A 25853-nucleotide genomic window follows, 5' to 3' on the forward strand; every position below is an offset into this window, starting at 1 on the left:
GAAAAGAGCTGTTTTATACAGCTCTTTTTCATTTCCGCGCCGCAAGCCTTTTTGAAATCAGCCCCTGAGCCGGGGAAAACAGAAAGGCCAGCAGAAAAAACACGCCGGTCATCGCAGCCATCGCACCTGAAATTGACACGTTGAGCCATGTGGCGGCCCCATATCCCAATACGGCTGACACCCCGCCGATACCCGCGCTGATGAAAAGCATGGAAGAAAGACGGTTTGTCAGTAAATAGGCGGCTGCAGGCGGTACAATCAGCATCGCAACGACTAAAACCGCTCCCACTGAATCAAAAGAAGCAACCGTCGTAAGCGACAGCATACCCATCTGCACATAATGAATGACCAGGACAGGAATGCCGATGGCTATCGCCATTTCCGGGTCAAAGGCGGCGATTTTAAATTCTTTATAGCAGCAGACAATCAGCAGCACATTGATGATGAGCACAGATAAAATCATCCAAAACGCTTTAGGGCCGATATCGAAGCCGAACAGCTGAGCTGTATTCCACGGAACGAAAGCAATTTCTCCCATAAGCGAATGTTCTATATCAAGATGTACATGTTTGCCGTATACAGACAGCAGAATGACGCCGACCGCAAACAATGACGTAAAGACGACACCGATAGCCGCGTCAGACTGAACGCCTTTACTGTGCAGAAACTGTACGAAAAAAGCCGTCAGCAGCCCAGATGCCGCAGCTCCGATAAACATCGGAATTCCGTTAAGGGCTCCCGTCACAAGGAAAGCGCCGACAATTCCGAGCAGCACCGTGTGGCTGATCGCGTCAGCAAGCATCGCCATGTTTCTCAGCACAAGAAAAGTGCCGATTAACGCGCAGCTCACCCCGACTAAGATTCCCGTTGCGATAATCCACGCTTCATAACTCATTGTAAGCGCCTCCTTTCTCCTTTTGAAGTGATTGGTTCGGCATTCGCCCGTGCAATCGTAAAAGCTGCAAAAGCTTTTCTTTCAGTTCTTTCGGCAGAAGATCCGGATGAAACTCGTCCCTGGCGGCCGTTTCTATACCGGCCAGTTCTGTTTCATGCATGAGGTAAACTTCATACATGCGCTGTGATAAGACAATTTCGTATCCCTTCGTCAGCCCTGCGTCCGTCATCCGCCATTGTTCGGCTCCGCTGCGCTTGAGGTATCCCTTTTTCTCCAGTTTCCTGATAGGGCGCTCCCACTCTTTTTTCAACATCTGCCCGGTGACTGAGGTTTCATTCGTTTGTTCGCTCATCTCGTAAATAGCTGAGAGCGTTTGTTCAAAAGCGGTCTTTTTTCTCAGCCGGAAAAGTTTAACCGTCTTTGACACCAGCCCGCGGCCCGGAGCGAATAATAGAGAAAACAGAAAAACGGAAGCCGCGCTTAAAATAATTAACGGCCCGGTCGCCATACCGTCCGTCGTCGTACTTAAAAGTGTTCCCGCCACACCGGATAACCCGCCGATTAATCCGGACAGCACGATCATGACCGTTAAACGCTCCGTCCAATACCTTGCGGCGATCGCCGGCGTAATAAGCATGGCCGCCATTAAGATGACACCGACCGTCTGCAGCCCGATCACAACCGCACAAACAATTAAAAAAACCAGCAGTCCGTTCAGAAACCTGACAGGCAGTCCCGCCCCTTTCGCAAATGCCATATCAAATGTGATCAATTTAAATTCCTTAAAAAAGACGGCGCACAACAAAAGCAGCACGGCAGAAATGACTCCGATGATGACAATGTCCTGTTTAACGAGTGACGCCGCCTGACCGAATAAAAAAGAATCAAGCCCGCTTTGGCTTCCGGAACCGAGTCTTTGAATATAGGTCAGAAGAATAATGCCGATCCCGAAAAACACGGACAATACGATGCCGATCGCAGAATCCTCCTTCGTTTTTGAGTGCTCCGTGATGTTCTGGATGCACCAAGTCCCCGCAAGCCCCGCGGCAGCCGCTCCGATCAAGAAGAACAGCATCGTCTTTTCTCCGGCAATGAGAAACGCAAGACATACTCCGGGCAAAGCCGAATGAGCCATGGCGTCGCCGATCAGACTCTGCCTCCTGAGAAGCACAAAGCTTCCCAACACGCCGCTTGCCATGCCGAGAAGCAAAGTTCCCGCCAACACCCATTGGGTATTCGGTTCCTGAAGCTGAAGCCATATATGATGCAGCGCCATCAGCCCGTTCCCCCTTCGGCCAGGAGGTGATCTTTCAAAAATGCCAGCCTTCCTCCGTACGTTTTTTGTAAATTTTCGATTGTAAACACGTGTTCAGTCGGTCCGAAAGCAATCTTTCTCATGTTCAGCAGCAGCATCCAATCAAAATACTCCTTTGCCGTCTGCAGGTCATGATGGACGACGAGCACGGTTTTTCCTTTTTGTTTTAATTCCGTCAACAGCGTGATAATCGCCCGCTCCGTAGCGGCGTCAACTCCCACAAACGGTTCATCCATAAAGTATATATCCGCATCCTGACATAAAGCCCGGGCCAGAAAAACCCGCTGCTGCTGGCCTCCTGAAAGCTGGCTGATCTGCCTTTTGGCATATTCAAGCATACCGACCTTATCCAAACAGGTTTCAGCAAAATCAATATCACGTTTTTTCGGACGCCTGCACCAGCCGATATGCCCATATCTTCCCATTAAAACGACATCCAGAGCGCTTGTCGGAAAATCCCAATCCACAGAACCGCGCTGCGGAACATAGCCGATCCTCTTCCGCTCCTTTTCTGATGATTTCCCATAAATAGAGACCGTTCCGGAGGCGCTTGGCGTTAATCCTAAAACAGCTTTTATCAACGTTGATTTTCCGGCTCCGTTCGGCCCGATAATCCCGATCAGTTTTCCTTCCGGCACCTGCATGGTGACGTTCTGCAGGACCGGTTTTTTGTGATAGGCTACCGTCACATTTTCAATGCTGACAGGATACACGTCATTCTCTCCCTTCCTGTTTATTTTAATGAGCTGACAATCGTATCTATGTTATGGGCGAACATACCGGCGTACGTGCCCTCTTTTGTCCCCTTTTCGCCCATGGCATCTGAATACAGCCAGCCGCCGACCGAAACATCATGACCTTTTTCTTTGGCGCCCTCAACAACCGCGTTTATTGACTTTTTCGATACGCTGCTTTCCGTAAACACAGCTTTAATTTCCTTATCCGCAAGCAGACTGACAAGTTTTTGAACATCTTTCAGTCCGTAATCAGAGTCCGTGCTCAGCCCTTGAAGTCCTCTGACCTCAAATCCGTATTCCTTGCCAAAATACGCAAAGGCATCATGTGCCGTAACTAGTACACGGCTTTTTTCGGGAATTGTCCCGATTTTTTCTCTCGATTTTTTATCTAAAGATTTCAAATTCTCTTTATACTCTTGAGCGTTTTTGGTAAAGTCGTCTGCATATTCGGGTTTTGCTTTTTTTAATTGCGCTTCGATTTCGTCAACGGCATACAGCCATAACGGAATGCTGAACCATACATGCGGATCATACATATTCTCACCCGCTGGAATCAATTTCTCCTTCGGTATTGATTCAACCACTGCTGCGGACGGCTTTTGCCTGCTGATTTTCGTTAACATATGCTCCATTTTCCCCTCTAAGTGAAGTCCGCTGTATAAAACAACATCCGCCTCCGTTAATTTTTTCGTATCTCCTTGTGATGCTTTATAAAGATGCGGATCGACTCCAGGCCCCATCAGTGACGTCACTTCAACATGGTCTCCGCCGATATGTTCAGCGGCGTCAGCCACCTGAGAAGTGGTAGCCGTAATCGTGAGCTTTCCTTTTTGTCCGCCTGAAGATTCAGAGCTGCATGAAGACAATGCAAAACAAACCATCAGCACAGACGCCATTACACTGCTTTTTTTCATATCCGTCCCCTTTCCTTTGTCCCGTTCTCTTTTAAATGTGATGTTGATGTCAGTCTTATGACAATTCTTTATATTTAAGAACAAATGATTGATACAGGACAAAAAGTTTCCTCTGTGCAAAATTATCGCACACACTCACATTTGTCAAGTGTCCGCTCATTAAAAAAACCGGCTGATACAGCCGGTTCAAACGGGGGAAGGGGTGATGATGAACAGTTTCAATATAACAGCAGCATACAGGCAGCTCAACTCGCTGAAATGTCTTTTTATCAGTTGTTTGTCGTAAAAACGTCCATTTGGGTGACGTATTTTCTCATTATTTCCTGATTGACTTCGACACCCAGTCCGGGACCGTCCGGAACAGAGATGAACCCTTCTTCGATACGGATGTCGGGAGTGACAATATCCTCCTCCCAGTATCGGTCTGATGAGGAAATATCACCCGGTATCGTAAATTGCGGCAGCGAAGCAAGCGCGACTGTCTGCGCTCTCGAAATGCCGGTTTCAAACATTCCGCCGCACCAAACCGGCATGTGATGCTCTCTGCATAAGTCATGTATTTTTAAAGCCTCTGTCAGGCCTCCTATACGCGCCGGTTTTATGTTAATGATTTTACAGCTCCCAAGCTCAATCGCCCGCCTTGCGTCATCATATGAGCATATGCTTTCATCAAGGCATACCGCGGTTCTTAAATGTTTCTGCAGGTGGCGGTGATCGACAATATCATCTGCCTGAAGCGGCTGTTCTATCATCATGAGCTGGAATTCATCCAACTCTTTCAGCCTGCTGATGTCTTTCAGTTCATATGCCGAGTTGGCATCCGCCATCAGCGGTACGTTCGGAAAACGGCTGCGGATGGATCTGACCAGATCAACGTCATGGCCGGGCTGAATTTTTATTTTTATACGTTGATAACCTTCTTTTACGTATTGCTCAATTTCCCGAAGCATCTCATCAGCCGAAGCCAGACCCACCGCCACGCCGGCGGGCACTTTATCTCTTTTGCCCCCTAAGGCTTCTGCGAGAGATATCCCCTTTTTCTTGGCATATAGATCCCACACGGCTGATTCAAGCCCCGCTTTTGCCATGCGGTTTCCTTTGAAACGCGCGAGACTGTCAGGCACTTCTGACGGATGGAAAAACTCGCGGCCTACGACATTTGGGATGAAAAAATCTCTCAGCATATGCGCGCATGTCTGAATCGTTTCTTCTGTATACCACGGAGAAGAAAACGCCGATACCTCCCCCCAGCCGGTTCTCCCGGTTTCATCGATCGCTTCCACGATCAAAAATTTACGATCCTGCAGCGTTTCAATACTTGTTTTAAACGGTTTTTTCAGCCTCATACTTACATGATAAAGGGTGATTTTTTCAATCTTAATCATGACAATTCTCCTTTACGAAGCTCATTCAGCCGATGCCTCATCAGTTTATTGGACGCGTTCCGCGGGAGCCCGTCAACCTTGAAAAAAGCAACCGGTATTTTATATTTAGCAAGCCGCTCACGGCAAAAGGCGGTCAGCTCCTCAGAACTGACAGAAGAAGTCAGTACGAGAAAAGCATGCGGCACTTTCCCCCATTTCGGATCTTCGGCTCCCGAAACACCGGCCTCCGCTACAGCCGGATGGGCAAGCAGCGCCGCTTCCACTTCTGCCGGGTAGATGTTTTCTCCGCCTGAAATAATGAGGTCCGACCGCCTGTCCAGCACGTATAAAAACCCTTCATCATCCAAATAGCCAAGATCGCCCGTTTTAAACCATCCATTATGAAAAGCGGCCTGGTTCGCGTCGTCACGATGATAATACCCTTTCATTACATTCGGGCCTTTCACCGTAATTTCACCGTGTTCAAACGGCGCACAAGGGTTTCCGTCTTTTTCAATTCTAATTTCGCATGAAAACAGCGGTTTACCGGCCGAGCCGAGCTTGTCCATGCTGAATTCCGGAGAAAGCGTGACAATCTGTGAGCAGGTTTCAGTCAAGCCGTAAGATTGGAATACCGGAAATTGTTTCCTGCGGCATTCTTCAAGGAGCGGCAGCGGTGCCGGACCCCCGCCAAGCAGAATGCAGCGCAGTGATTCAGGACATTGTTCAGTTTCCGCAAGCAGGCCCGAAAGCATGGTCTGCACCGCTGAAATGATCGTGACCTGATGGGAGCTGATGCTGTCCAGCACATCAGTGACAGAAAATTTTTGATGAAGCACGACAGGCATACCGTAAATGACCGACTTAAACAGCGCAGACAGACCGCTGATATGAAATAGCGGCAGCGCAATAAGCCAGCGGTCCCGCTCCGTGACCCCCAGATTCAGCGCAGACGATACAGCGCTGGAATAATGATTACCGAAAGTCTGCTGCACCCCCTTCGGCCTTCCCGTTGTTCCTGACGTATACATAAGAGTCGCCGTATCATCAAGCGTTACATAAGCTTCAGGTTCAATGTCTCCCGCGGCTTTGGCCTGCAGCTCGTCCACGTCCGCGGCGGCGACCGCAGATGCATATTCTTCACGGCAAAAACCGTCCTCCGTCAATAAAAGCTTAGCCTGTGAATCTTTGAGCTGAAACATCCGTTCCTGTTTCGAGAGCTTCGTATTCAACAGCACAGCTTCCGCCCCTAATAAGAAGCAGGCGTGAACGGCATAAACCATTTCCGGTCTGTTAGAAAGCAAAATCGCGGCCCGGTCTCCTTTTTTAAGCGAGCAGTATTTATACAGCCGCGCGGCCATTTGTTTAGAAGCATGATATAATTCTCTGAATGTCATCTGTTTGTTTTCAAATATGAGAGCGATTCTCTCTGGTGTCAGCTGAGCCCTTTGAATGAGCCAATTCGGCTGTTCTGTCAGCATGTTATCATCTCCGAGGTAAAAGTACTGTTTTTGAAAAGAAAACAGCTTGGACCAGAGCGGCTCAAGCTGTTTCGTAGTGTCATCTGATCACGGAAAACGAGGGAATTGACCGAAATCGGGACTGCGTTTCTCTTTAAAGGAATCGCGGCCTTCTTTCGCTTCGTCAGTCGTATAATAAAGAAGCGTTGCATCTCCTGCAAATTGCTGAATTCCGGCGAGGCCGTCTGTATCAGCGTTAAATGCCGCTTTAAGGAAACGAAGGGCTGTAGGGCTTTTCTCAAGCATTTCTTCACACCATTTAATTGTTTCCTCTTCAAGTTTCTCTAATGGGACAACTGTATTGACAAGCCCCATGTCGAGCGCTTCCTGCGCGTTGTATTGACGGCACAGGTACCAGATTTCACGGGCTTTCTTATGTCCGACGATACGCGCCAGGTAACCTGAGCCGTAACCGGCATCAAAGCTTCCCACTTTCGGTCCGGTTTGGCCGAAAATCGCGTTATCGGCCGCAATCGTTAAATCACAGACGATATGAAGCACATGGCCTCCGCCGATGGCATAGCCTGATACCATCGCTACGACCGGTTTAGGAATCACGCGGATCAAACGCTGAAGATCAAGCACATTCAGACGCGGGATCTGATCGTCTCCGACATATCCGCCGTGACCGCGGACTTTTTGGTCTCCGCCTGAACAGAATGCTTTATCTCCCGCTCCCGCAAGAACGATGACACCAATATTGGAGTCATCACGCGCACGAGCAAACGCGTCAATCATTTCTGATACCGTCTTAGGAGTAAATGCGTTATGTACCTCCGGGCGGTTAATTGTTATTTTTGCAATACCGTTATACGTCTCGTACAGGATTTCATCGTACTGACGTTCACTTTTCCATTCTGCAGCCATTGATATGACCTCCTTCATTTTTGCCTGAGTCCGGCCGAAAAGCTATTTTCTTTATGCTTTACAAGCCGTATAAAAACTCACTTACTATCTTACCAAAAATTCGCGGCTGTTCCACATGTACCGTGTGCCCCGCCTTTTTGACAACCTCTATTTTACTTGATGGGAGCAGGTTATGCACCTTTTGATTAATAACGCAAAACTTTTCATCCCATTCACCGCATATGAGCAGAACTGGCGCTTTGATGCGGTGTAATGCCTCCCACCAGGAAGGTTGTGAGCCCGTCCCCATTCCGAGCAGGCTTCCTGCAAGTCCGGACGGATTATTCTTCAGCCTGCCGGCACGGATGGACGCCTTTACGCTGTCCGGCAGAGAAAGCTGCGTGGCAAACAACGGAATGCCCTCCCAATAATCAACAAACGATGTTATACCTTCCCGCAATATAAAGTCAGCAAGCTTCCGGTCTGACTGAATCCGCTTTTTACGTTCCTGAAGCGTGCTGAGGCCCGGGGTTGTACTTTCCAAAACAAGCGCTGACACCCGATGCGGAAATGCCTGTGCAAAGGAATAAGCAAGTCTTCCCCCCATAGAATAACCAATAAGTTTCACTTTGTGAAGTTTTAATTGATCAAAAACGGCGGCAAGGTCCGCAACCTGCCGGCTCGCACTGTACCTTGCCGCTTGCACAGGCGCGTCTGTCTCCCCGTGACCCAGGCAGTCAATCATCACCATTCGTTCGCTGGGAAACATGCCGCGTAAAAACATCCATGATTCTTTGCTGCCCGTAAATCCATGCAGACAAACAATAGCTTCAGATGATTCGTGTCCGCTATCAGCAGCACGATAGCATACGCCGTCGGCCGTTTTAACTGTTACAGTTTCCATTCTTTTTTCACTTCCCGCACTGCGGCCTGCAGCAGATCGCGATGGAATTGAACTCTTGATGTCCGATCTGTTTTCAGCTCGATTATATGAAGTCCGGGCTTGTCCGCCTGCGGCTGATACGCATCCTTAAATGCTTCCCATGTCTCAGGGCAAGTATACGTCCCGCCGTACAGTGCGGCGGCATGCCGGAAATCAAGGCCCGTCGGCGTACCGAACAGTTCTTCAAAATGAGACTTATCAGATGCCTGCGGCAAAAACGAGAAAATCCCGCCGCCATCATTGTTTATTAAAATAACCGTAAGCGGAATTCCAAGTTTTTTAGCCGCTAACAGCCCGTTTAAATCATGATAAAACGATAAATCTCCAATGACAAGCGTGACAGGAGCTTTTGTACCTTCACACAGTCCCATAGCCGAGGAGACAACTCCGTCAATTCCGTTAGCGCCGCGGTTGGCATAAACACGGAAGGAACGATCTTGTTTTTCAAAGAACGTATCCACGTCGCGAATCGGCATGCTGTTGCCGACAAAAATCGAACTGCCTTCAGGGACAAGGTGCTGAAGCTGACGATATACATTTCCTTCAAATGATAAATCATCCATTCTCGCGGCCTGTAAATGACTCCGGAACCGCTCATTGACAAACTGCCATTTCTCAAGCCATCCGGACAGCCGTTTTCCGATTTCAGCTGAACGGACCGCTTCCAAAAACACAGACGGATGGCAATGAATCATATGCGCGCCGGCCTGGGTGGGATCTCTCCATCCTCCGTCTTCATCGACGATAAACTGCTCAATGGCAGGATCATCTCTGAGCCATAAAAAGAGCGGTTTGGAAACCGGCATCGGACCGAAGCGGATCACAGCGTCGGGACGCAGCGCCTCTTTTATTTCTTCATCTTTTAAAAACGAGTCATAAGCATCAATAATCACCGTCTTATCATGCTCCCCGTTTCGGAGATTTGAAAGCGGATCAGCTAAAACCGGGAACTGAAGCATCTCGGCAAGCGCGATGATTTGCTGCTTTTCTGCTTCACCGTGAATTTCGCCGCAGACGATCATACCTCTTTCGGTCCCCGCAAGACGCTCTGTAATATGATAGAGAGAATCTTGATCAGCTGACTGAATCCCTGTTGTGACTGAGACGTGCCGCCCCTTTCTCATTCTTTCAAAAGGTCCGGCTGATAAATCCGGCATCAAAGGCTCTCTGAGCGGCACATTGATATGGACTGGCCCCATCGGGCGCTTCCCGGCTTCACTTACGGCTCTGCCGGCCAATGTTCTGATATAGCTCAGCATTTGAGGATTTTCTTCAGGCAGAGCCGAGTCTGTGAAAAACTTAACAAAGTTACCGAACAGAAAATGCTGGTTAATCGCCTGAGGCGCCCCCACTTCCCTCAATTCATGAGGCCGGTCAGCAGTCAGGACAATAAGAGGCACTCTTGAATAATGAGCTTCAATCACGGCCGGATAGAAGTTAGCCGCCGCCGTTCCTGACGTACAAATCAGCATGACCGGACGCTGGCGGGCTTTTGCAAGACCGAGTGCGAAAAAACCTGCGGATCGTTCATCAATCTGTATATGGACTTGAATATCCGGGTGGGCCGCCGCCAAAACCGCCAAGGGAGTTGACCTCGATCCCGGGCAAACAACTGCGTCGGTGACACCCGATAGAGCGAATTCATCAATAAAACTTCCGATATAATGTGTAATCGGGTTTGTCAAAGCCTTTCACCTCCTAAAGCAGAGATCATCGGCTTTAGTTTAATTTGTGTTTCTTCATATTCTGATTGCGGATCTGAATCTTCAACAATGCCGCAGCCTGCGAAAAGCCGCGCACTTTTGCCTTCAATCAGCCCTGATCGGATAGCCACGACAAATTCTCCGTTTTCCCTGCCGTCCATCCAGCCGATCGGTGCCGCGTACCATCCACGTGTCATCGGTTCAATATCAGCGATAACTTCAACAGCTTTCTGCTGGGGAGCTCCGCCCAATGCCGGTGTGGGATGCAGCTTTTCAATTAAATCAAACAGCGAAGCGGACGTTTTAAGATGGCCTGAGATCGGTGTATATAGATGCTGAACACTTTTCGTTTTATATAATTGCGGACCTGCAGGCTTTTTCACATCGCTGCAGCTCGACAAGAAAGAATCGTGTATCATCTGAACCACAAAATCATGTTCCGCGAGATTTTTTTCGTCATGCAGCAGCTCTTTGCCGAGACGGTTATCTTCTTGTTGATTTTCTCCGCGCTTAATTGAACCTGCCAGACAGGTGGACATGACGTCTTTGCCGGATTTTTTGATCAGCCGTTCCGGTGAAGCGCCGACAAAGCATTTATCTCCCTGCTCAATCGCAAAAACATAGCTTGTCGTTTGGTCCTTCAAAAGCTTGCGGACAACGCTCTCCGCCGGAATAGGCCCATCATATGACAAAACGACTTCCCTTGCCAGCACGACTTTATCATATTGATTTGCTTTCATATCATTTGTTGCTGTTTTAATGGCTTCAAGCCAGTTTTCCACATCAAGTTCTTCCGCTTTTGTTAAAACAGGATATTCTTCATACTCGATTGAAGAAACTGAAAAAGCTTCCGAAAAAGATTTCAGACGTTTCAGCGTATCTTCTGCCTGATTACCGTCTGCCGCCCATTGATTGACGGTTAAATAATCACCATCTGCCGTCTTTGTCAGCATGAGTGAGGGGATAAAGAACAGTCCTTCTTCGAACCCGTTCCATTCGTCTCCTCTCTCTTCAGCGGGATTAAATGAAAAACCGCCGAATAAGACAGGGCCGACCGCGGTATGCGCCGCCTCTTCTTCTTTATGAATATGAAAAGCCGTCTTTTTAAAGCGCTCCCATTGTTCAAAAACGTCGTGATAACGCTTTCCATTTTTTTCATTCGATTGGAACAGCGCTTCTGTGCCAAGACCGACTATTGTTAATTCACTACCGGGTTCTGACCAAAAAAATCGTTTGCCTTTATATTTTTTTGCTCCGTCTTTGAAAAATGATAGAGGGTCTAAAGACGCAATACGTCTTGAATAGCTCAATAAGACAGCATGGTTGACTTGTTTGGCTTTATGTAATGCATGATCTGCTTCCTCTCGGAACGTATGCTGCACCGTTGTCACCATGAGACATTCCTCCATAATCCGTTAAATGCTTTTAATACAATACACCTGTGATGACTTTGTGTCAAACACACAGATTTGAGCACGACAAAATGCCCGCATTTCTTATTATAAACCTTTTTGCGCAAATGAATAAAGAAACAAACTCGAATTTTCTTTCCCCACTCTCGGCAATCACTGTATCCTTTTACTTCCTCATGGGAAAATGACTATTTTTATCCACCATTTTTCTGCGCAAAAGCGTTCATACTAACAGTAAGTATCACATAGAAACGAGGGATTAATGTGCTTACAAACGAACAGATCACACACTTAAAAAAAGAATTGGAAGAAGCCAGACATGATATTTTGAGCCGCTTTAAAGAAAATGACGAATTTCAGTTAACTGATGAATTCCCGTATCAGTCATCCGGCGAATTGTCTTCCTATGACAATCATCCCGGCGATCAGGCGACCGAATTATATGAGCGGGAAAAAGACCTGGCTCTGCTCGACCATGAACGAGAGCACCTTCGCGACATTGATTACTCTCTGAAACAAATTGAAAACGGCACATACGGCACATGTGAAGTCAGCGGCAAGGACATTCCTTATGACAGACTCGAAGCTCTGCCGACGGCTACGACATTGGCGGAATATTCCTCGCAGGATGCCGTTTCCAAAGACAGGCCGATTGAGGAGGAAACACCGTTCGGACAGTTTGAATTTGATGATGATGAATCAATCCGGGCGGCTTACGATAGTGAAGATGCTTATCAGGATGTTGAGGAATACGGAAACTCAGAAACGCCTCAGGATTTAGAGGATCCTCCGCTCAGCTATGGGGATATGACAATGAACTCGGAAGAAAACATCGGCTATGCTGAGGATTATGAAAACTTTATCGCGACAGATATTACCGGAAAAAACATTTCCGTGTACCCAAGCAAAGCACACGAAAAATATGAACAGGAACTGGACGAAGAAGGAATTATGACGACCTTTGGCGATCTTCATGCTGATTAAAACCCCGGCCTGCCGGGGTTTTTGAATACAAATAAATGGTTTGCTGCATTTTTACACTGAAAACTCATACACTTAATGATGCATGAGCCTTTTAAAAGGTTTAATATTTCCAAAAAAGGGAACTAACGTATTGACATTGAATGACGGAGGGAACAAATGAAAAAGAAGTATATCGGTGCGATTATTGTATTTATCATTACATATGTCTTGTTTTCTTTAGCGGGGGTTCTCTTTCCCATCGACCGTGAATGGTATGACGCGCTGCAAAAACCTGACTGGACGCCGAGCGGATCAGTGATCGGCATCATATGGGCGGTTTTGTTTGCGCTTATTTCGCTCTCAGCAGCCATGATATACGCAAAGTTTTCATGTAAAGAATCCAAAGCTTTTTGGGTGATGCTTCTCATCAATTATATCGTGAATCAAGGATTCAGCTATTTTCAATTCACACAGAAAAATTTGCTTGCTGCATCTATCGATTGCCTGCTTGTGGCTGTGACAACACTCATTCTGTTGCTCATTGCCGGTAAATACAGTAAAGCTTCAGCCTGGCTTCTGGTTCCTTATTTATTATGGAGCGCTTTTGCCACATACTTGTCTTTTACCATTTACGCTATGAACGCATAATAAAAAACCTTGCATAGTATGCAAGGTTTTTTTAATGACCCGTACGGGATTCGAACCCGTGTTACCGCCGTGAAAGGGCGGTGTCTTAACCGCTTGACCAACGGGCCTTATGGCGGAGAAGGAGGGATTTGAACCCTCGCGCCGCTTACACGACCTACACCCTTAGCAGGGGCGCCTCTTCAGCCACTTGAGTACTTCTCCGTATGGCTCCACAGGCAGGATTCGAACCTGCGACCGATCGGTTAACAGCCGATAGCTCTACCACTGAGCTACTGTGGAAAAATCATCATGGTGGGCCTGAGTGGACTCGAACCACCGACCTCACGCTTATCAGGCGTGCGCTCTAACCAGCTGAGCTACAGGCCCATGACAATATAAAAATGGAGCGGGTGATGGGAATCGAACCCACGACATCAGCTTGGAAGGCTGAGGTTTTACCACTAAACTACACCCGCATGTTGTATGGGGCGATTGATGGGAATCGAACCCACGAGTGCCAGAGCCACAATCTGGTGCGTTAACCACTTCGCCACAACCGCCAAAACAATATTAAATTAAATGGTGGCTCGGGACGGAATCGAACCGCCGACACACGGATTTTCAGTCCGTTGCTCTACCAACTGAGCTACCGAGCCTTTTTATAAATGGCGGTCCGGACGGGACTCGAACCCGCGACCTCCTGCGTGACAGGCAGGCATTCTAACCAACTGAACTACCGGACCATTTTTTGGTTGCGGGGGCAGGATTTGAACCTGCGACCTTCGGGTTATGAGCCCGACGAGCTACCGAACTGCTCCACCCCGCGATGATAATTAAATTAGATATGGCGGAGGAAGAGGGATTCGAACCCCCGCGGGCTTTGACACCCCTGTCGGTTTTCAAGACCGATCCCTTCAGCCAGACTTGGGTATTCCTCCGTATAAGTGGTGGACCTTGTAGGACTCGAACCTACGACCGGACGGTTATGAGCCGTCTGCTCTAACCAACTGAGCTAAAGGTCCAATGGTAGCGGCGGAGGGGATCGAACCCCCGACCTCACGGGTATGAACCGTACGCTCTAGCCAGCTGAGCTACACCGCCAAAAAACAATTAAAATCAAGTGGAGCCTAGCGGGATCGAACCGCTGACCTCCTGCGTGCAAAGCAGGCGCTCTCCCAGCTGAGCTAAGGCCCCAAAATGGTCGGGAAGACAGGATTCGAACCTGCGACCCCATGGTCCCAAACCATGTGCTCTACCAAGCTGAGCTACTTCCCGTTTTCAAAAGTATGTATGGCGCGCCCGAGAGGAGTCGAACCCCTAACCTTTTGATCCGTAGTCAAACGCTCTATCCAATTGAGCTACGGGCGCAACAATAAGTGCCGAGGGCCGGACTTGAACCGGCACGGTAGTCACCTACCGCAGGATTTTAAGTCCTGTGTGTCTGCCAATTCCACCACCCCGGCATGGATGGTATAGTATAGTTGGAGCGGAAGACGGGATTCGAACCCGCGACCCCCACCTTGGCAAGGTGATGTTCTACCACTGAACTACTTCCGCGTTTGGCAATGCGGATGAAGGGACTTGAACCCCCACGTCTGTAAAGACACTAGAGCCTGATTCTAGCGCGTCTGCCAATTCCGCCACATCCGCAAGAAAAACATGGTGAGCCATGAAGGACTCGAACCTTCGACCCTCTGATTAAAAGTCAGATGCTCTACCAACTGAGCTAATGGCTCTTATTACAAGAGACTTATATAGTATAACATATAAAGGTGGTGCCGGCAAGAGGACTTGAACCCCCAACCTACTGATTACAAGTCAGTTGCTCTACCAATTGAGCTACACCGGCTTAATACGCCAACTTATGTATGATAGGAATGGTGGAGGATGACGGGCTCGAACCGCCGACCCTCTGCTTGTAAGGCAGATGCTCTCCCAGCTGAGCTAATCCTCCGTATATTACACTTACGTGTAATGGCTTGGCGGCGTCCTACTCTCACAGGGGGAAACCCCCGACTACCATCGGCGCTGAAGAGCTTAACTTCCGTGTTCGGCATGGGAACGGGTGTGACCTCTTCGCTATCGCCACCAAACCATTGAGAGTGTTCTCTCAAAACTAGATAACAGTAAGCATACATTCAAATTGGTTAAGTCCTCGATCGATTAGTATCTGTCAGCTCCATGTGTCGCCACACTTCCACCTCAGACCTATCAACCTGATCATCTTTCAGGGATCTTACTTCCTTGCGGAATGGGAAATCTCATCTTGAGGGGGGCTTCATGCTTAGATGCTTTCAGCACTTATCCCGTCCGCACATAGCTACCCAGCGATGCCCTTGGCAGAACAACTGGTACACCAGCGGTGCGTCCATCCCGGTCCTCTCGTACTAAGGACAGCTCCTCTCAAATTTCCTGCGCCCGCGACGGATAGGGACCGAACTGTCTCACGACGTTCTGAACCCAGCTCGCGTACCGCTTTAATGGGCGAACAGCCCAACCCTTGGGACCGACTACAGCCCCAGGATGCGATGAGCCGACATCGAGGTGCCAAACCTCCCCGTCGATGTGGACTCTTGGGGGAGATAAGCCTGTTATCCCCGGGGTAGCTTTTATCCGTTGAGCGATGGCCCTTCCATGCGGAACCACCGGATCACTAAGCCCGACTTTCGTCCCTGCTCGACTTGTAGGTCTCGCAGTCAAGCTCCCTTGTGCCTTTACACTCTGCGAATGATTTCCAACCATTCTGAGGGAACCTTTGGGCGCCTCCGTTACCTTTTAGGAGGCGACCGCCCCAGTCAAACTGCCCACCTGACACTGTCTCCCCGCCCGATAAGGGCGGCGGGTTAGAAGGTCAATACAGCCAGGGTAGTATCCCACCGATGCCTCCACCGAAGCTGGCGCTCCGGTTTCCAAGGCTCCTACCTATCCTGTACAAGCTGTACCAACATTCAATATCAGGCTGCAGTAAAGCTCCACGGGGTCTTTCCGTCCTGTCGCGGGTAACCTGCATCTTCACAGGTACTATAATTTCACCGAGTCTCTCGTTGAGACAGTGCCCAGATCGTTGCGCCTTTCGTGCGGGTCGGAACTTACCCGACAAGGAATTTCGCTACCTTAGGACCGTTATAGTTACGGCCGCCGTTTACTGGGGCTTCAATTCGCACCTTCGCTTACGCTAAGCGCTCCTCTTAACCTTCCAGCACCGGGCAGGCGTCAGCCCCTATACTTCGCCTTACGGCTTCGCAGAGACCTGTGTTTTTGCTAAACAGTCGCCTGGGCCTATTCACTGCGGCTCTCTCGGGCTTGCACCCTAACAGAGCACCCCTTCTCCCGAAGTTACGGGGTCATTTTGCCGAGTTCCTTAACGAGAGTTCTCTCGATCACCTTAGGATTCTCTCCTCGCCTACCTGTGTCGGTTTGCGGTACGGGCACCTCTCACCTCGCTAGAGGCTTTTCTTGGCAGTGTGGAATCAGGAACTTCGCTACTATAATTCGCTCGCCATCACAGCTCAGCCTTCACGGGAAACGGATTTGCCTATTTCCCAGCCTAACTGCTTGGACGCGGATATCCAATACCGCGCTTACCCTATCCTCCTGCGTCCCCCCATTGCTCAAATGGTGAGGAGGTGGTACAGGAATATCAACCTGTTATCCATCGCCTACGCCTTTCGGCCTCGGCTTAGGTCCCGACTAACCCTGAGCGGACGAGCCTTCCTCAGGAAACCTTAGGCATTCGGTGGAGGGGATTCTCACCCCTCTTTCGCTACTCATACCGGCATTCTCACTTCTAAGCGCTCCACAAGTCCTTCCGGTCTTGCTTCACAGCCCTTAGAACGCTCTCCTACCACTGTTCGAAGAACAGTCCGCAGCTTCGGTGATACGTTTAGCCCCGGTACATTTTCGGCGCAGAGTCACTCGACCAGTGAGCTATTACGCACTCTTTAAATGGTGGCTGCTTCTAAGCCAACATCCTGGTTGTCTAAGCAACTCCACATCCTTTTCCACTTAACGTATACTTTGGGACCTTAGCTGGCGGTCTGGGCTGTTTCCCTTTCGACTACGGATCTTATCACTCGCAGTCTGACTCCCAAGGATAAGTCATCGGCATTCGGAGTTTGACTGAATTCGGTAACCCGGTAGGGGCCCCTAGTCCAATCAGTGCTCTACCTCCGAGACTCTTACCTTGAGGCTAGCCCTAAAGCTATTTCGGAGAGAACCAGCTATCTCCAGGTTCGATTGGCATTTCACCCCTACCCACACCTCATCCCCGCACTTTTCAACGTGCGTGGGTTCGGGCCTCCATTCAGTGTTACCTGAACTTCACCCTGGACATGGGTAGATCACCTGGTTTCGGGTCTACGACCACGTACTCAATTCGCCCTATTCAGACTCGCTTTCGCTGCGGCTCCGCATCTTCTGCTTAACCTTGCACGGGATCGTAACTCGCCGGTTCATTCTACAAAAGGCACGCCATCACCCGTTAACGGGCTCTGACTACTTGTAGGCACACGGTTTCAGGATCTCTTTCACTCCCCTTCCGGGGTGCTTTTCACCTTTCCCTCACGGTACTGGTTCACTATCGGTCACTAGGGAGTATTTAGCCTTGGGAGATGGTCCTCCCGGATTCCGACGGAATTTCACGTGTTCCGCCGTACTCAGGATCCACTCAGGAGAGAACGAAGTTTTGACTACAGGGCTGTTACCTCCTATGGCGGGCCTTTCCAGACCTCTTCATCTACCTCGTTCCTTTGTAACTCCGTACAGAGTGTCCTACAACCCCAAGAGGCAAGCCTCTTGGTTTGGGCTGGTCCCGTTTCGCTCGCCGCTACTCAGGGAATCGCATTTGCTTTCTCTTCCTCCGGGTACTTAGATGTTTCAGTTCCCCGGGTCTGCCTTCTCATATCCTATGTATTCAGATATGGATACCACTCCATTACGAGTGGTGGGTTTCCCCATTCGGAAATCTCCGGATCAAAGCTTGCTTACAGCTCCCCGAAGCATATCGGTGTTCGTCCCGTCCTTCATCGGCTCCTAGTGCCAAGGCATCCACCGTGCGCCCTTTCTAACTTAACCGTTAAAAAGAATCACTACGTGATATCTTGCATTACTAATTGAATGTGAATTACTTCTGTTATCTAGTTTTCAAAGAACAACGCATAGGACATGCTAACACATGCGTTGCCACAGGAAGTGGCGCATTTAGCAGGTGTTCCTATGTTTTGAAGGAATGATCCTTCAAAACTAAACAAGACAGGGAACGTTCTGTTTATAAGACCCAAGGTCTTATATTCCGTTAAAATCCTTAGAAAGGAGGTGATCCAGCCGCACCTTCCGATACGGCTACCTTGTTACGACTTCACCCCAATCATCTGTCCCACCTTCGGCGGCTGGCTCCATAAAGGTTACCTCACCGACTTCGGGTGTTACAAACTCTCGTGGTGTGACGGGCGGTGTGTACAAGGCCCGGGAACGTATTCACCGCGGCATGCTGATCCGCGATTACTAGCGATTCCAGCTTCACGCAGTCGAGTTGCAGACTGCGATCCGAACTGAGAACAGATTTGTGGGATTGGCTTAACCTCGCGGTTTCGCTGCCCTTTGTTCTGTCCATTGTAGCACGTGTGTAGCCCAGGTCATAAGGGGCATGATGATTTGACGTCATCCCCACCTTCCTCCGGTTTGTCACCGGCAGTCACCTTAGAGTGCCCAACTGAATGCTGGCAACTAAGATCAAGGGTTGCGCTCGTTGCGGGACTTAACCCAACATCTCACGACACGAGCTGACGACAACCATGCACCACCTGTCACTCTGCCCCCGAAGGGGACGTCCTATCTCTAGGATTGTCAGAGGATGTCAAGACCTGGTAAGGTTCTTCGCGTTGCTTCGAATTAAACCACATGCTCCACCGCTTGTGCGGGCCCCCGTCAATTCCTTTGAGTTTCAGTCTTGCGACCGTACTCCCCAGGCGGAGTGCTTAATGCGTTAGCTGCAGCACTAAGGGGCGGAAACCCCCTAACACTTAGCACTCATCGTTTACGGCGTGGACTACCAGGGTATCTAATCCTGTTCGCTCCCCACGCTTTCGCTCCTCAGCGTCAGTTACAGACCAGAGAGTCGCCTTCGCCACTGGTGTTCCTCCACATCTCTACGCATTTCACCGCTACACGTGGAATTCCACTCTCCTCTTCTGCACTCAAGTTCCCCAGTTTCCAATGACCCTCCCCGGTTGAGCCGGGGGCTTTCACATCAGACTTAAGAAACCGCCTGCGAGCCCTTTACGCCCAATAATTCCGGACAACGCTTGCCACCTACGTATTACCGCGGCTGCTGGCACGTAGTTAGCCGTGGCTTTCTGGTTAGGTACCGTCAAGGTGCCGCCCTATTTGAACGGCACTTGTTCTTCCCTAACAACAGAGCTTTACGATCCGAAAACCTTCATCACTCACGCGGCGTTGCTCCGTCAGACTTTCGTCCATTGCGGAAGATTCCCTACTGCTGCCTCCCGTAGGAGTCTGGGCCGTGTCTCAGTCCCAGTGTGGCCGATCACCCTCTCAGGTCGGCTACGCATCGTCGCCTTGGTGAGCCGTTACCTCACCAACTAGCTAATGCGCCGCGGGTCCATCTGTAAGTGGTAGCCGAAGCCACCTTTTATGTCTGAACCATGCGGTTCAAACAACCATCCGGTATTAGCCCCGGTTTCCCGGAGTTATCCCAGTCTTACAGGCAGGTTACCCACGTGTTACTCACCCGTCCGCCGCTAACATCAGGGAGCAAGCTCCCATCTGTCCGCTCGACTTGCATGTATTAGGCACGCCGCCAGCGTTCGTCCTGAGCCAGGATCAAACTCTCCGATAAAGTAGTTTGACTGACTACGCACATCGCTGTGCGATTTATTTAAAACTTTGAATTAACAGGTACGTTTTGTCTTGTTTAGTTTTCAAAGATCATTACCGCTTGTTGAAGCAGCTTTATTATCTTACCACTCAGCTTCTTTTATGTCAACAACTTTTTTTAAGTTGTTTGCGAAGCTTTTCGTTGTTGTCTGCTGTTCATCAGCGACGTTTAATAATATAACACCCTTTTGAAAATATGACAATAGTTTTTTTAAAAAAATCATTAATTATTTTCTTTAATACTTATTTCAGTTTCTCTTCTATAGAAAGATAAGCTGTCTTGTGGTTTGGCATATTTTCTTGTATAGTAAGATTGAACTAAATACTTGATGACCACAAGGGGAGCATTAAAGCTGAGAGTGAACATTTTGTTCTGACCCTTTGAACCTGTTAGTTAACGCTGGCGTAGGGATGTGGCAAAGCCAAATGATTTGCAGTTTATGCAAGCAGCGCGCGGACCTTTTCCCATCCTTCCCCGCGCTGCTTTTTTGTTTATCCTTGTTACGGTTGTCTGACCAGGGGGAAAACTATGAATCATTCAACACGGCTTGTGCGCTTAATTGAAATAGCGATTATGACCGGGGCGGCTGTCATTCTGGACATTGTCTCAGGTATGTTTCTCCGGATGCCCCAAGGCGGTTCGGTCTCTATTATGATGATTCCGATTTTTTTGATTTCATTCCGCTGGGGAGTGAAAGCCGGGCTTACGACAGGCTTTTTGACAGGGATTGTCCAGATCGCCATCGGCAATTTGTTTTTGCAGCACCCGGTGCAGCTATTTCTTGATTACATCGCGGCATTTGCAGTTCTCGGTTTCAGCGGCTTGTTTGCTTCCGGTGTACGAGAATCGGCATTGAATAAAAAAAGAGGCGCTTTAACGATGTATGTTATAGGCGGTGTTTTCATCGGCAGTGTGCTGCGCTATGCGGCACATGTGGTCTCCGGAGCTGTCTTTTTCGGAAGCTATGCTCCGAAAGGCACGCCGGTATGGATTTATTCGTCCGTCTACAACGCGACTTATATGATTCCTTCTTTTATCCTTTCGGCCATTGTCCTTATCTTATTATTCATGACTGCGCCGCGGCTTCTTGAAGCTAAGCGGACAAACTGAAACAGCAGGCGGTTTACGCCTGCTGTTTTTTTATTCCGGGCTGTGCCGTTCGTTTGAATCACTCAGTTCTTTTGTAAGTTCATTTATACTTTGTTTTATGTTTCCTTTGCCTGAAAAATTCTCAATAAGCTCTTTTACATTGATTCCGGAAGATGCTTTTAAGCTTTCCTGAAGACCGGCCATTAAATTGGTTGCGTAGCCTGTGACTTTATTGGCCCCGCCATTTTCACCGCTTCCTCCCGTATCAACGACGGTTATTTTATCAATGTTGGAAAGAGGCGCTGAGACTTGCTTCGCATATTCAGGCAGCATTTTCACAATCATATCAAGGATTGCAGCCTGCCCGTATTTTTCGAATGCTTCGGCGATTTTTTCTTTAGCTTCCGCTTCTGCGAGACCTTTCAGGCGGATGACTTCCGCTTCGGTTTCTCCTCTCGCCTTTTCAGCCTCTGCTTTAGCAAGACCGTCAATTCTCACGCGTTCCGCTTCCGCCTTGGCCATCGCTTCGATGCTGTACTGCTCGGCATCTGCTTCTGCGAGCTGCTTCGCTTTTGCGGCCGCGGCCGCTTGTTCCACCGAGTAACGGTCAGCATCGGCTTTTTTCTTCACTTCAGAGTCATATTGGCGCTCACGGCGCAGAATTTCTTTTTCCTCCAATTCAATCTGCTTTTGCCGCTCAATAATTTTAATTTGCATTTCCTGCTCTGTCACCTGCTGGCGGGCTTTTGCTGTTTCAAGATCATATGCCTGGTCGGCATTGGCTTTTGCTGTATCCTGCTCTCTTCTGTATTCCGCCATTTTCAGCTGATTGATTTTTTCCGCTTCAGCTATTTCCGTCGCCCGCTCCAGCTCTGATTTTTTTGCGTCTTTATCAGCGGCCGCGCGTTTAATCCTCGTCTCTTTATCCGCTTCTGCCGTGGCAATGTCCGCATCCCGCTTGACTTGGGCGATTCTGGGCTTACCTAATGATTCAAGATAGCCGTTTTTATCTCGGACGTCTTTAATCGTAAAAGAAACGATCACGAGCCCCATTTTAGCAAGATCCTGAGACGCGACCCGCTGGACTTCCTGAGAAAACTTTTCCCTGTTTTTATAAATCTCTTCAACGGTCATAGAGCCGAGGATGGAGCGCAGATGGCCTTCCAGCACCTCCCGCGCCTCCTGCTCACGGTCTTCCTTAGATTTCCCCAAAAATTGTTCAGCTGCTGTTGCGATTTCACCGATGGAGCCTCCGATTTTAATAATGGCGGTTCCGTCGGCCATTACCGGCACGCCTTGTTCTGTATAGACTTCAGGTGTAGAGACATCAAGTTTGCTTGACAGTAAACTGAGAGGTTCTGCCTGCTGGAATACCGGGAGCACGAACGTTCCCCCGCCCCGGACGATTTTTAAACGATTTCCGCCTTCATCAATGTGGACGTTCTTATTTCCCAAATAACTTCCGGTCACGATAAGGGCTTCGTCCGGCCCCGCCGTCCGGTACTTCGTAATAAATACAGCAATAAGTGCGATGAGTAAAAAGAATACGATTCCGATGACGATGATAATCGGCATAGTCATAACAGTTCCCCCTTAGATATCAGATTGGTTCATGCGGCGTCACAAAAAGCACTCCGTCTTTTACGTCAATCACTAATACGGCCGTTCCGTACTTGATCTGTTCTTGATCAAAGCTGACGGCTGATTTAGAGATGGCGCCCCCTATTCCCTCTATGATCACTTCTCCATAGCCGTCTTTCGGGACGGAAGTAATGACCCTGCCGACTCTGCCCTTTAAATCCGTCTCTCGATAAGCGAGCGATTCTTCCGCTGATGAAAGCGGGACAAGGACGAAGAAGTGAAGCAGGCTGACCAAAAGAACCGAAAGAACAAATGAAAGCAACGCAATGACAGAACTTGATAGCGGAGCGGCGATTTCGCCGATATAACCTGAGGCTGAAAAGATTGTTAAAAAAGACAGAATCAATGCAGGGTTTAAAAATGAAACAGGAATGGCTTCCGAGAGGCCGTGAAACACATCTTGAAAAAACAGAATCAAAAGCGTGAGACTTCCCGAAATAATCAATGTGTAAAGATAGACCGTTTCAAGCGGCAGATGAAATATGTCCATCTTCTATCCTCCTTTCGGCCGAGGTGTCGGAGTGTTACTTTATATACGGATGTAAAGGTGAATGGTTTCAATTTTCTGATAAGGAAGGCTGATTACATGATTATCCAATCCGGATATGATATGTTTACTCTAAAGGAGGAGATAGGATGAGCATTTTTAATGAAGCCAGACAGCAGATCTGGGAAGAACTGAAAGGACTCTCTGATGAGGAATTCAACCGAAAGCCCGCGGCTGATGAATGGAGCGTGCGGGAAGTCCTTGACCATTTAAAGAAAATTGACGAAACAGCGCAGACCCTTTTATCAAAGCAGGCAAAAGACGCACCGTTAAAAGAAATAGAAGAAAAACCGATGGAGTTTATAGAGGACAGAACAGATAAACGGCCGGCGCCGTCACACCTCGAACCTGAGCAAAACCGATTACCAGTCATTGAAGCAAAACAGGAATTAGATACGGCAAGACAGCAGCTGACCGCAGTTATTTCATCATTAAACGAGGAAGACTTTGAACGTGTGCTTCCCCATCCTGTTTTTCAAGAACTGACGATCCGCCAGTGGATTGATTTTATCGGCCATCATGAAAAGCGTCACATTAATCAAATAAAAGAAATCAAACAAAAAATCGAAAAGGTCTGAGTCAGACCTTCTCGATTTTTTTCTTGGCGCGTTTCGGTTCATAAGAATGGATGGTGACCGCATCGCCCGTGCATATGTCACCCGGGCGTTCAACAATACAGACAATTCCTCTTCTGCCCATCGCGTGCCTCACAAACGCCGCGGCGAGTTTTGGCTGATCCGGATAAAAGGATTGAATGACTTCTCCCGGCTGAATGCACGGATCATTTTCTCCCTCGCACAACAGAGACGCACCGCTCGGAAATATCATTCTGCTTCCTTCCTTAAGCGGCGTCAGTGCAGAAAAACCGCTGATTGCGATATTAGCGCCGAGCCATTCGGGAAAGATATGAGAAATCCCCATCTTCTCCGCAATGTCATCACATTCCTCCATGGACACGATTGAAATCTGTCTCCGGTTAAAAATTTCTGTTCCTCTTTCATACATCGGCTCACGCGCGCCGGCCTTTTTTGTCAGTCCGAAATGCAGGTCACCGGGAAACCCGCCGTATTCCGCACGAAGCTTGTCCATCTTTTTGGTAACAAATTGTTCGGTATCCGCTATATATACGCCTTCCGTCTTTGCTGTTATGCGTTTCCACATCAGCCGCCACCGCCTTTTTCTTGACATTATCCTTAAAAAACCCCGCTCTGTAAAGGAGCGGGGTTCATTTATTATACCGTTTTCGGCGTTAAGTCAAAGCAGCGTTTGTAAATCCAGTTGTATGCTTTCTCATTCAAATCTCTTGGATTTCCGAAAGTTTGCGGATCTTTCATGGCTTCTTTTGATAAACGTTCAATCATGTCCGGAGACACACCTTGTTCTTCTAAACTCGGCACCTCTAAATCTTTTACAAGATCATACATCCAGTTGACGGACGCTTTTGCCGCTTCTTCGGTTGTCATGTTGCTTGTATCGATTCCGAATGCTTTGGCGATGCGGGCGAATTTTTCCGGATAGCCTTTCCAGTTGTATTCCATTACCGGCCCCATCATAGCTGCGACGCATTGTCCGTGAGCGACAGGGATGATGCCGCCGAGCGTCTGGCTCATCGCATGCGCCGCGCCTGCTGATTCACTGCCGTATGAAAGGCCGGCAAGCATCGCCGCCTGCGCCATGCCGTATCTTGCTTCCAAATCCTCTCCGTCCGCAAACGCGCGCTTAATATAATGCGCCGCATATTCAATGGCCATTAAAGCGACGGCATCAGTGATCGGCTGCGCGAATTTCATCGTATAGCACTCGATGGCGTGCGCAAGTGCGTCAATACCTGTCATGGCCGTCACATGCGGAGGCATGGACGTGTGCAGCTCAGGGTCAATGACCGTTAAATGCGCGGCGATAAGCGGTCCGCCCGTATTGAATTTAAATTCTCTTTCCTCATCTGTAATGACCGCCCATTGTGTGACCTCTGAACCTGTTCCCGCAGTCGTCGGGATCGTTGTCAGCGGAGGAATACGGTTTTCCAGCGGCTTTTTGCCTTCCGCGGCTTCATAATCAAGCACGCTTCCTTCGTGTGTCGCTTCTACCCCGATCGCTTTCGCTGTATCCATGGAGCTTCCGCCGCCGACAGCCACAAGGCCGTTGCAGTTTTCTTTTTTATACAGTTCTGATCCTTCGTTTACAAGACGTACAGGCGGGTTCGGCTCCACTTTGTTAAACAGGACGACTTCGATGCCCGCTTCCTGTAAAGATTCAATGACCGGGTTTGCCACTCCCGCGTTATAAATTCCCGGGTCTGTTACGAGCAGCGCTTTTGTGACGCCAAGCGCTCTGACTTCACTTCCCGCGTGCTGAATCGCACCGATTCCGTGTTTAATGACTGTCGGGATTTCGAATGTATGGAATTTATGCATGCTTTCTACTTTCATATTTAATGTCATA

18 protein-coding genes, 21 tRNA genes, 3 rRNA genes and 1 riboswitch are annotated in these 25853 nt (G+C 48.9%); of the genes, 4 read left to right on the top strand and 38 right to left on the bottom strand.

Annotation, left to right across the window (positions count from 1 at the left end):
* Positions 1–28: 28 nt before the first annotated feature.
* The 10 genes from NYE62_RS15365 to NYE62_RS15410 all read right to left on the bottom strand — a co-directional run bounded on the left by NYE62_RS15365 (position 29) and on the right by NYE62_RS15410 (position 11631).
* Positions 29–895 carry a metal ABC transporter permease gene (locus tag NYE62_RS15365; RefSeq protein ID WP_144665064.1) on the bottom strand — a complete coding sequence of 289 codons (867 nt, stop codon included), beginning with the start codon at positions 893–895 and terminating at the stop codon, positions 29–31.
* The gene (locus tag NYE62_RS15370; RefSeq protein WP_144665065.1) at positions 885–2171 is read right to left on the bottom strand and encodes a metal ABC transporter permease; all 1287 of its coding nucleotides are present in this window, start codon (positions 2169–2171) and stop codon (positions 885–887) included. Before NYE62_RS15370 ends, NYE62_RS15365 begins: the two co-directional genes overlap by 11 nt.
* Positions 2171–2923, bottom strand: a complete 753-nt coding sequence (locus tag NYE62_RS15375) for a metal ABC transporter ATP-binding protein (RefSeq protein ID WP_053284962.1) — start codon at positions 2921–2923, stop codon at positions 2171–2173. Before NYE62_RS15375 ends, NYE62_RS15370 begins: the two co-directional genes overlap by 1 nt.
* Positions 2924–2943: 20 nt before the next feature.
* Positions 2944–3861 carry a zinc ABC transporter substrate-binding protein gene (locus NYE62_RS15380; protein WP_144665066.1) on the bottom strand — a complete coding sequence of 306 codons (918 nt, stop codon included), beginning with the start codon at positions 3859–3861 and terminating at the stop codon, positions 2944–2946.
* Positions 3862–4130: 269 nt separating this feature from the next.
* Entirely contained in the window at positions 4131–5246 is a 1116-nt protein-coding gene (gene menC / locus NYE62_RS15385) for an o-succinylbenzoate synthase (RefSeq protein WP_241457638.1), read from the bottom strand.
* Entirely contained in the window at positions 5243–6706 is a 1464-nt protein-coding gene (locus NYE62_RS15390; RefSeq protein WP_241457639.1) for an o-succinylbenzoate--CoA ligase, read from the bottom strand. Before NYE62_RS15390 ends, menC begins: the two co-directional genes overlap by 4 nt.
* Before the next feature lie 87 nt (positions 6707–6793).
* Positions 6794–7612, bottom strand: coding sequence for a 1,4-dihydroxy-2-naphthoyl-CoA synthase (gene menB, locus NYE62_RS15395; RefSeq protein ID WP_007408846.1), 819 nt, complete (start codon positions 7610–7612; stop codon positions 6794–6796).
* A 58-nt stretch (positions 7613–7670) separates the two neighbouring features.
* On the bottom strand, positions 7671–8495 hold the full coding sequence (menH, locus tag NYE62_RS15400; RefSeq protein WP_342497038.1) for a 2-succinyl-6-hydroxy-2,4-cyclohexadiene-1-carboxylate synthase: 825 nt from the start codon (positions 8493–8495) through the stop codon (positions 7671–7673).
* A complete protein-coding gene (gene menD, locus NYE62_RS15405; protein ID WP_342497039.1) occupies positions 8483–10219 on the bottom strand; it encodes a 2-succinyl-5-enolpyruvyl-6-hydroxy-3-cyclohexene-1-carboxylic-acid synthase in 1737 nt (578 codons plus the stop codon). Before menD ends, menH begins: the two co-directional genes overlap by 13 nt.
* Complete coding sequence (locus NYE62_RS15410) at positions 10216–11631, bottom strand: isochorismate synthase MenF (RefSeq protein WP_342497040.1); 1416 nt, start codon at positions 11629–11631, stop codon at positions 10216–10218. The genes menD and NYE62_RS15410 overlap by 4 nt, the downstream gene beginning before the upstream one ends.
* A 282-nt stretch (positions 11632–11913) precedes the next feature.
* On the opposite strand from NYE62_RS15410, the gene NYE62_RS15415 reads away from it, so the two are divergent.
* Both NYE62_RS15415 and NYE62_RS15420 read left to right on the top strand, forming a co-directional pair.
* Positions 11914–12633: a TraR/DksA C4-type zinc finger protein gene (locus NYE62_RS15415; RefSeq protein WP_060673706.1), complete on the top strand. Its 720-nt coding sequence runs from the start codon at positions 11914–11916 to the stop codon at positions 12631–12633.
* Positions 12634–12789: 156 nt separating this feature from the next.
* Positions 12790–13260 carry a tryptophan-rich sensory protein gene (locus NYE62_RS15420; protein ID WP_342497041.1) on the top strand — a complete coding sequence of 157 codons (471 nt, stop codon included), beginning with the start codon at positions 12790–12792 and terminating at the stop codon, positions 13258–13260.
* Positions 13261–13295: 35 nt separating this feature from the next.
* Here the strand turns inward: NYE62_RS15420 and NYE62_RS15425 are convergent.
* The 24 genes from NYE62_RS15425 to NYE62_RS15540 all read right to left on the bottom strand — a co-directional run bounded on the left by NYE62_RS15425 (position 13296) and on the right by NYE62_RS15540 (position 20095).
* Positions 13296–13367, bottom strand: a tRNA-Glu gene (locus tag NYE62_RS15425).
* 3 nt (positions 13368–13370) lie between these two features.
* Positions 13371–13461 (bottom strand) — tRNA-Ser (locus tag NYE62_RS15430).
* Positions 13462–13464: 3 nt separating this feature from the next.
* Positions 13465–13539 (bottom strand) — tRNA-Asn (locus tag NYE62_RS15435).
* A 10-nt stretch (positions 13540–13549) separates the two neighbouring features.
* A tRNA-Ile gene (locus NYE62_RS15440) sits at positions 13550–13626 on the bottom strand.
* Positions 13627–13641: 15 nt separating this feature from the next.
* Positions 13642–13715, bottom strand: a tRNA-Gly gene (locus tag NYE62_RS15445).
* An 8-nt stretch (positions 13716–13723) separates the two neighbouring features.
* Positions 13724–13799, bottom strand: a tRNA-His gene (locus NYE62_RS15450).
* Between the two features lie 20 nt (positions 13800–13819).
* Positions 13820–13895: transfer RNA gene (locus NYE62_RS15455), tRNA-Phe, on the bottom strand.
* Between the two features lie 10 nt (positions 13896–13905).
* A tRNA-Asp gene (locus tag NYE62_RS15460) sits at positions 13906–13982 on the bottom strand.
* Positions 13983–13988: 6 nt separating this feature from the next.
* Positions 13989–14065 (bottom strand) — tRNA-Met (locus NYE62_RS15465).
* 19 nt (positions 14066–14084) lie between these two features.
* A tRNA-Ser gene (locus NYE62_RS15470) sits at positions 14085–14177 on the bottom strand.
* Between the two features lie 7 nt (positions 14178–14184).
* Positions 14185–14261 (bottom strand) — tRNA-Ile (locus tag NYE62_RS15475).
* Positions 14262–14263: 2 nt separating this feature from the next.
* Positions 14264–14340: transfer RNA gene (locus tag NYE62_RS15480), tRNA-Met, on the bottom strand.
* A 20-nt stretch (positions 14341–14360) separates the two neighbouring features.
* Positions 14361–14433, bottom strand: a tRNA-Ala gene (locus NYE62_RS15485).
* A 4-nt stretch (positions 14434–14437) separates the two neighbouring features.
* A tRNA-Pro gene (locus NYE62_RS15490) sits at positions 14438–14514 on the bottom strand.
* A 16-nt stretch (positions 14515–14530) separates the two neighbouring features.
* Positions 14531–14607, bottom strand: a tRNA-Arg gene (locus tag NYE62_RS15495).
* Positions 14608–14616: 9 nt separating this feature from the next.
* A tRNA-Leu gene (locus NYE62_RS15500) sits at positions 14617–14702 on the bottom strand.
* A 19-nt stretch (positions 14703–14721) separates the two neighbouring features.
* A tRNA-Gly gene (locus NYE62_RS15505) sits at positions 14722–14796 on the bottom strand.
* Positions 14797–14805: 9 nt separating this feature from the next.
* A tRNA-Leu gene (locus NYE62_RS15510) sits at positions 14806–14889 on the bottom strand.
* A 10-nt stretch (positions 14890–14899) separates the two neighbouring features.
* Positions 14900–14975 (bottom strand) — tRNA-Lys (locus NYE62_RS15515).
* A 37-nt stretch (positions 14976–15012) separates the two neighbouring features.
* Positions 15013–15088, bottom strand: a tRNA-Thr gene (locus tag NYE62_RS15520).
* Between the two features lie 29 nt (positions 15089–15117).
* Positions 15118–15193 (bottom strand) — tRNA-Val (locus tag NYE62_RS15525).
* Positions 15194–15216: 23 nt separating this feature from the next.
* Positions 15217–15332, bottom strand: a 5S ribosomal RNA gene (gene rrf / locus NYE62_RS15530).
* A gap of 50 nt (positions 15333–15382) precedes the next feature.
* Positions 15383–18312, bottom strand: a 23S ribosomal RNA gene (locus NYE62_RS15535).
* A 233-nt stretch (positions 18313–18545) separates the two neighbouring features.
* Positions 18546–20095: ribosomal RNA gene (locus tag NYE62_RS15540) — 16S ribosomal RNA — on the bottom strand.
* Together the 16S, 23S and 5S rRNA genes with 21 tRNA genes alongside form the textbook arrangement of a ribosomal RNA operon.
* Positions 20096–20461: 366 nt before the next feature.
* A riboswitch (TPP riboswitch) is annotated at positions 20462–20562 on the top strand.
* A gap of 100 nt (positions 20563–20662) precedes the next feature.
* Here NYE62_RS15540 and thiT point away from each other — a divergent pair.
* Positions 20663–21244: an energy-coupled thiamine transporter ThiT gene (gene thiT / locus NYE62_RS15545; RefSeq protein ID WP_012118271.1), complete on the top strand. Its 582-nt coding sequence runs from the start codon at positions 20663–20665 to the stop codon at positions 21242–21244.
* A gap of 30 nt (positions 21245–21274) precedes the next feature.
* Here thiT and NYE62_RS15550 read toward each other — a convergent pair whose 3' ends face one another.
* Positions 21275–22804 carry a flotillin family protein gene (locus NYE62_RS15550; RefSeq protein WP_007613317.1) on the bottom strand — a complete coding sequence of 510 codons (1530 nt, stop codon included), beginning with the start codon at positions 22802–22804 and terminating at the stop codon, positions 21275–21277.
* A 19-nt stretch (positions 22805–22823) separates the two neighbouring features.
* Positions 22824–23354, bottom strand: coding sequence for an NfeD family protein (locus tag NYE62_RS15555; protein WP_007410165.1), 531 nt, complete (start codon positions 23352–23354; stop codon positions 22824–22826).
* Between the two features lie 146 nt (positions 23355–23500).
* Here NYE62_RS15555 and NYE62_RS15560 point away from each other — a divergent pair, with 146 nt between their 5' ends.
* Positions 23501–23989, top strand: a complete 489-nt coding sequence (locus tag NYE62_RS15560; protein ID WP_144664216.1) for a DinB family protein — start codon at positions 23501–23503, stop codon at positions 23987–23989.
* Position 23990: 1 nt separating this feature from the next.
* On the opposite strand, the gene NYE62_RS15565 is transcribed toward NYE62_RS15560, so the two are convergent.
* Positions 23991–24572 (bottom strand): MOSC domain-containing protein, encoded by a 582-nt coding sequence (locus NYE62_RS15565; RefSeq protein WP_003152182.1) that lies wholly within the window; start codon positions 24570–24572, stop codon positions 23991–23993.
* Positions 24573–24643: 71 nt separating this feature from the next.
* Positions 24644–25852, bottom strand: a complete 1209-nt coding sequence (gene gbsB / locus NYE62_RS15570; protein ID WP_003152181.1) for a choline dehydrogenase — start codon at positions 25850–25852, stop codon at positions 24644–24646.
* Between the last annotated feature and the right edge of the window lies 1 nt (position 25853).

It is taken from the genome of Bacillus sp. FSL K6-2861 (genome assembly GCF_038630725.1).
In the GTDB taxonomy this organism is placed as follows: domain Bacteria; phylum Bacillota; class Bacilli; order Bacillales; family Bacillaceae; genus Bacillus; species Bacillus velezensis.

Excerpts from the sequence above, each read along its gene's own strand:
- thiT (WP_012118271.1), top strand. The coding sequence starts at position 20,663 with ATGAATCATTCAACACGGCTTGTGCGCTTAATTGAAATAGCGATTATG.
- NYE62_RS15410 (WP_342497040.1), bottom strand. The coding sequence starts at position 11,631 with ATGGTGACAACGGTGCAGCATACGTTCCGAGAGGAAGCAGATCATGCA.
- NYE62_RS15370 (WP_144665065.1), bottom strand. The coding sequence starts at position 2,171 with ATGGCGCTGCATCATATATGGCTTCAGCTTCAGGAACCGAATACCCAA.
- NYE62_RS15390 (WP_241457639.1), bottom strand. The coding sequence starts at position 6,706 with ATGCTGACAGAACAGCCGAATTGGCTCATTCAAAGGGCTCAGCTGACA.
- gbsB (WP_003152181.1), bottom strand. The coding sequence starts at position 25,852 with ATGACATTAAATATGAAAGTAGAAAGCATGCATAAATTCCATACATTC.
- menH (WP_342497038.1), bottom strand. The coding sequence starts at position 8,495 with ATGGAAACTGTAACAGTTAAAACGGCCGACGGCGTATGCTATCGTGCT.
- NYE62_RS15380 (WP_144665066.1), bottom strand. The coding sequence starts at position 3,861 with ATGAAAAAAAGCAGTGTAATGGCGTCTGTGCTGATGGTTTGTTTTGCA.
- NYE62_RS15365 (WP_144665064.1), bottom strand. The coding sequence starts at position 895 with ATGAGTTATGAAGCGTGGATTATCGCAACGGGAATCTTAGTCGGGGTG.
- menB (WP_007408846.1), bottom strand. The coding sequence starts at position 7,612 with ATGGCTGCAGAATGGAAAAGTGAACGTCAGTACGATGAAATCCTGTAC.
- NYE62_RS15420 (WP_342497041.1), top strand. The coding sequence starts at position 12,790 with ATGAAAAAGAAGTATATCGGTGCGATTATTGTATTTATCATTACATAT.
- NYE62_RS15555 (WP_007410165.1), bottom strand. The coding sequence starts at position 23,354 with ATGGACATATTTCATCTGCCGCTTGAAACGGTCTATCTTTACACATTG.
- menC (WP_241457638.1), bottom strand. The coding sequence starts at position 5,246 with ATGATTAAGATTGAAAAAATCACCCTTTATCATGTAAGTATGAGGCTG.
- NYE62_RS15560 (WP_144664216.1), top strand. The coding sequence starts at position 23,501 with ATGAGCATTTTTAATGAAGCCAGACAGCAGATCTGGGAAGAACTGAAA.
- NYE62_RS15550 (WP_007613317.1), bottom strand. The coding sequence starts at position 22,804 with ATGACTATGCCGATTATCATCGTCATCGGAATCGTATTCTTTTTACTC.
- NYE62_RS15565 (WP_003152182.1), bottom strand. The coding sequence starts at position 24,572 with ATGTGGAAACGCATAACAGCAAAGACGGAAGGCGTATATATAGCGGAT.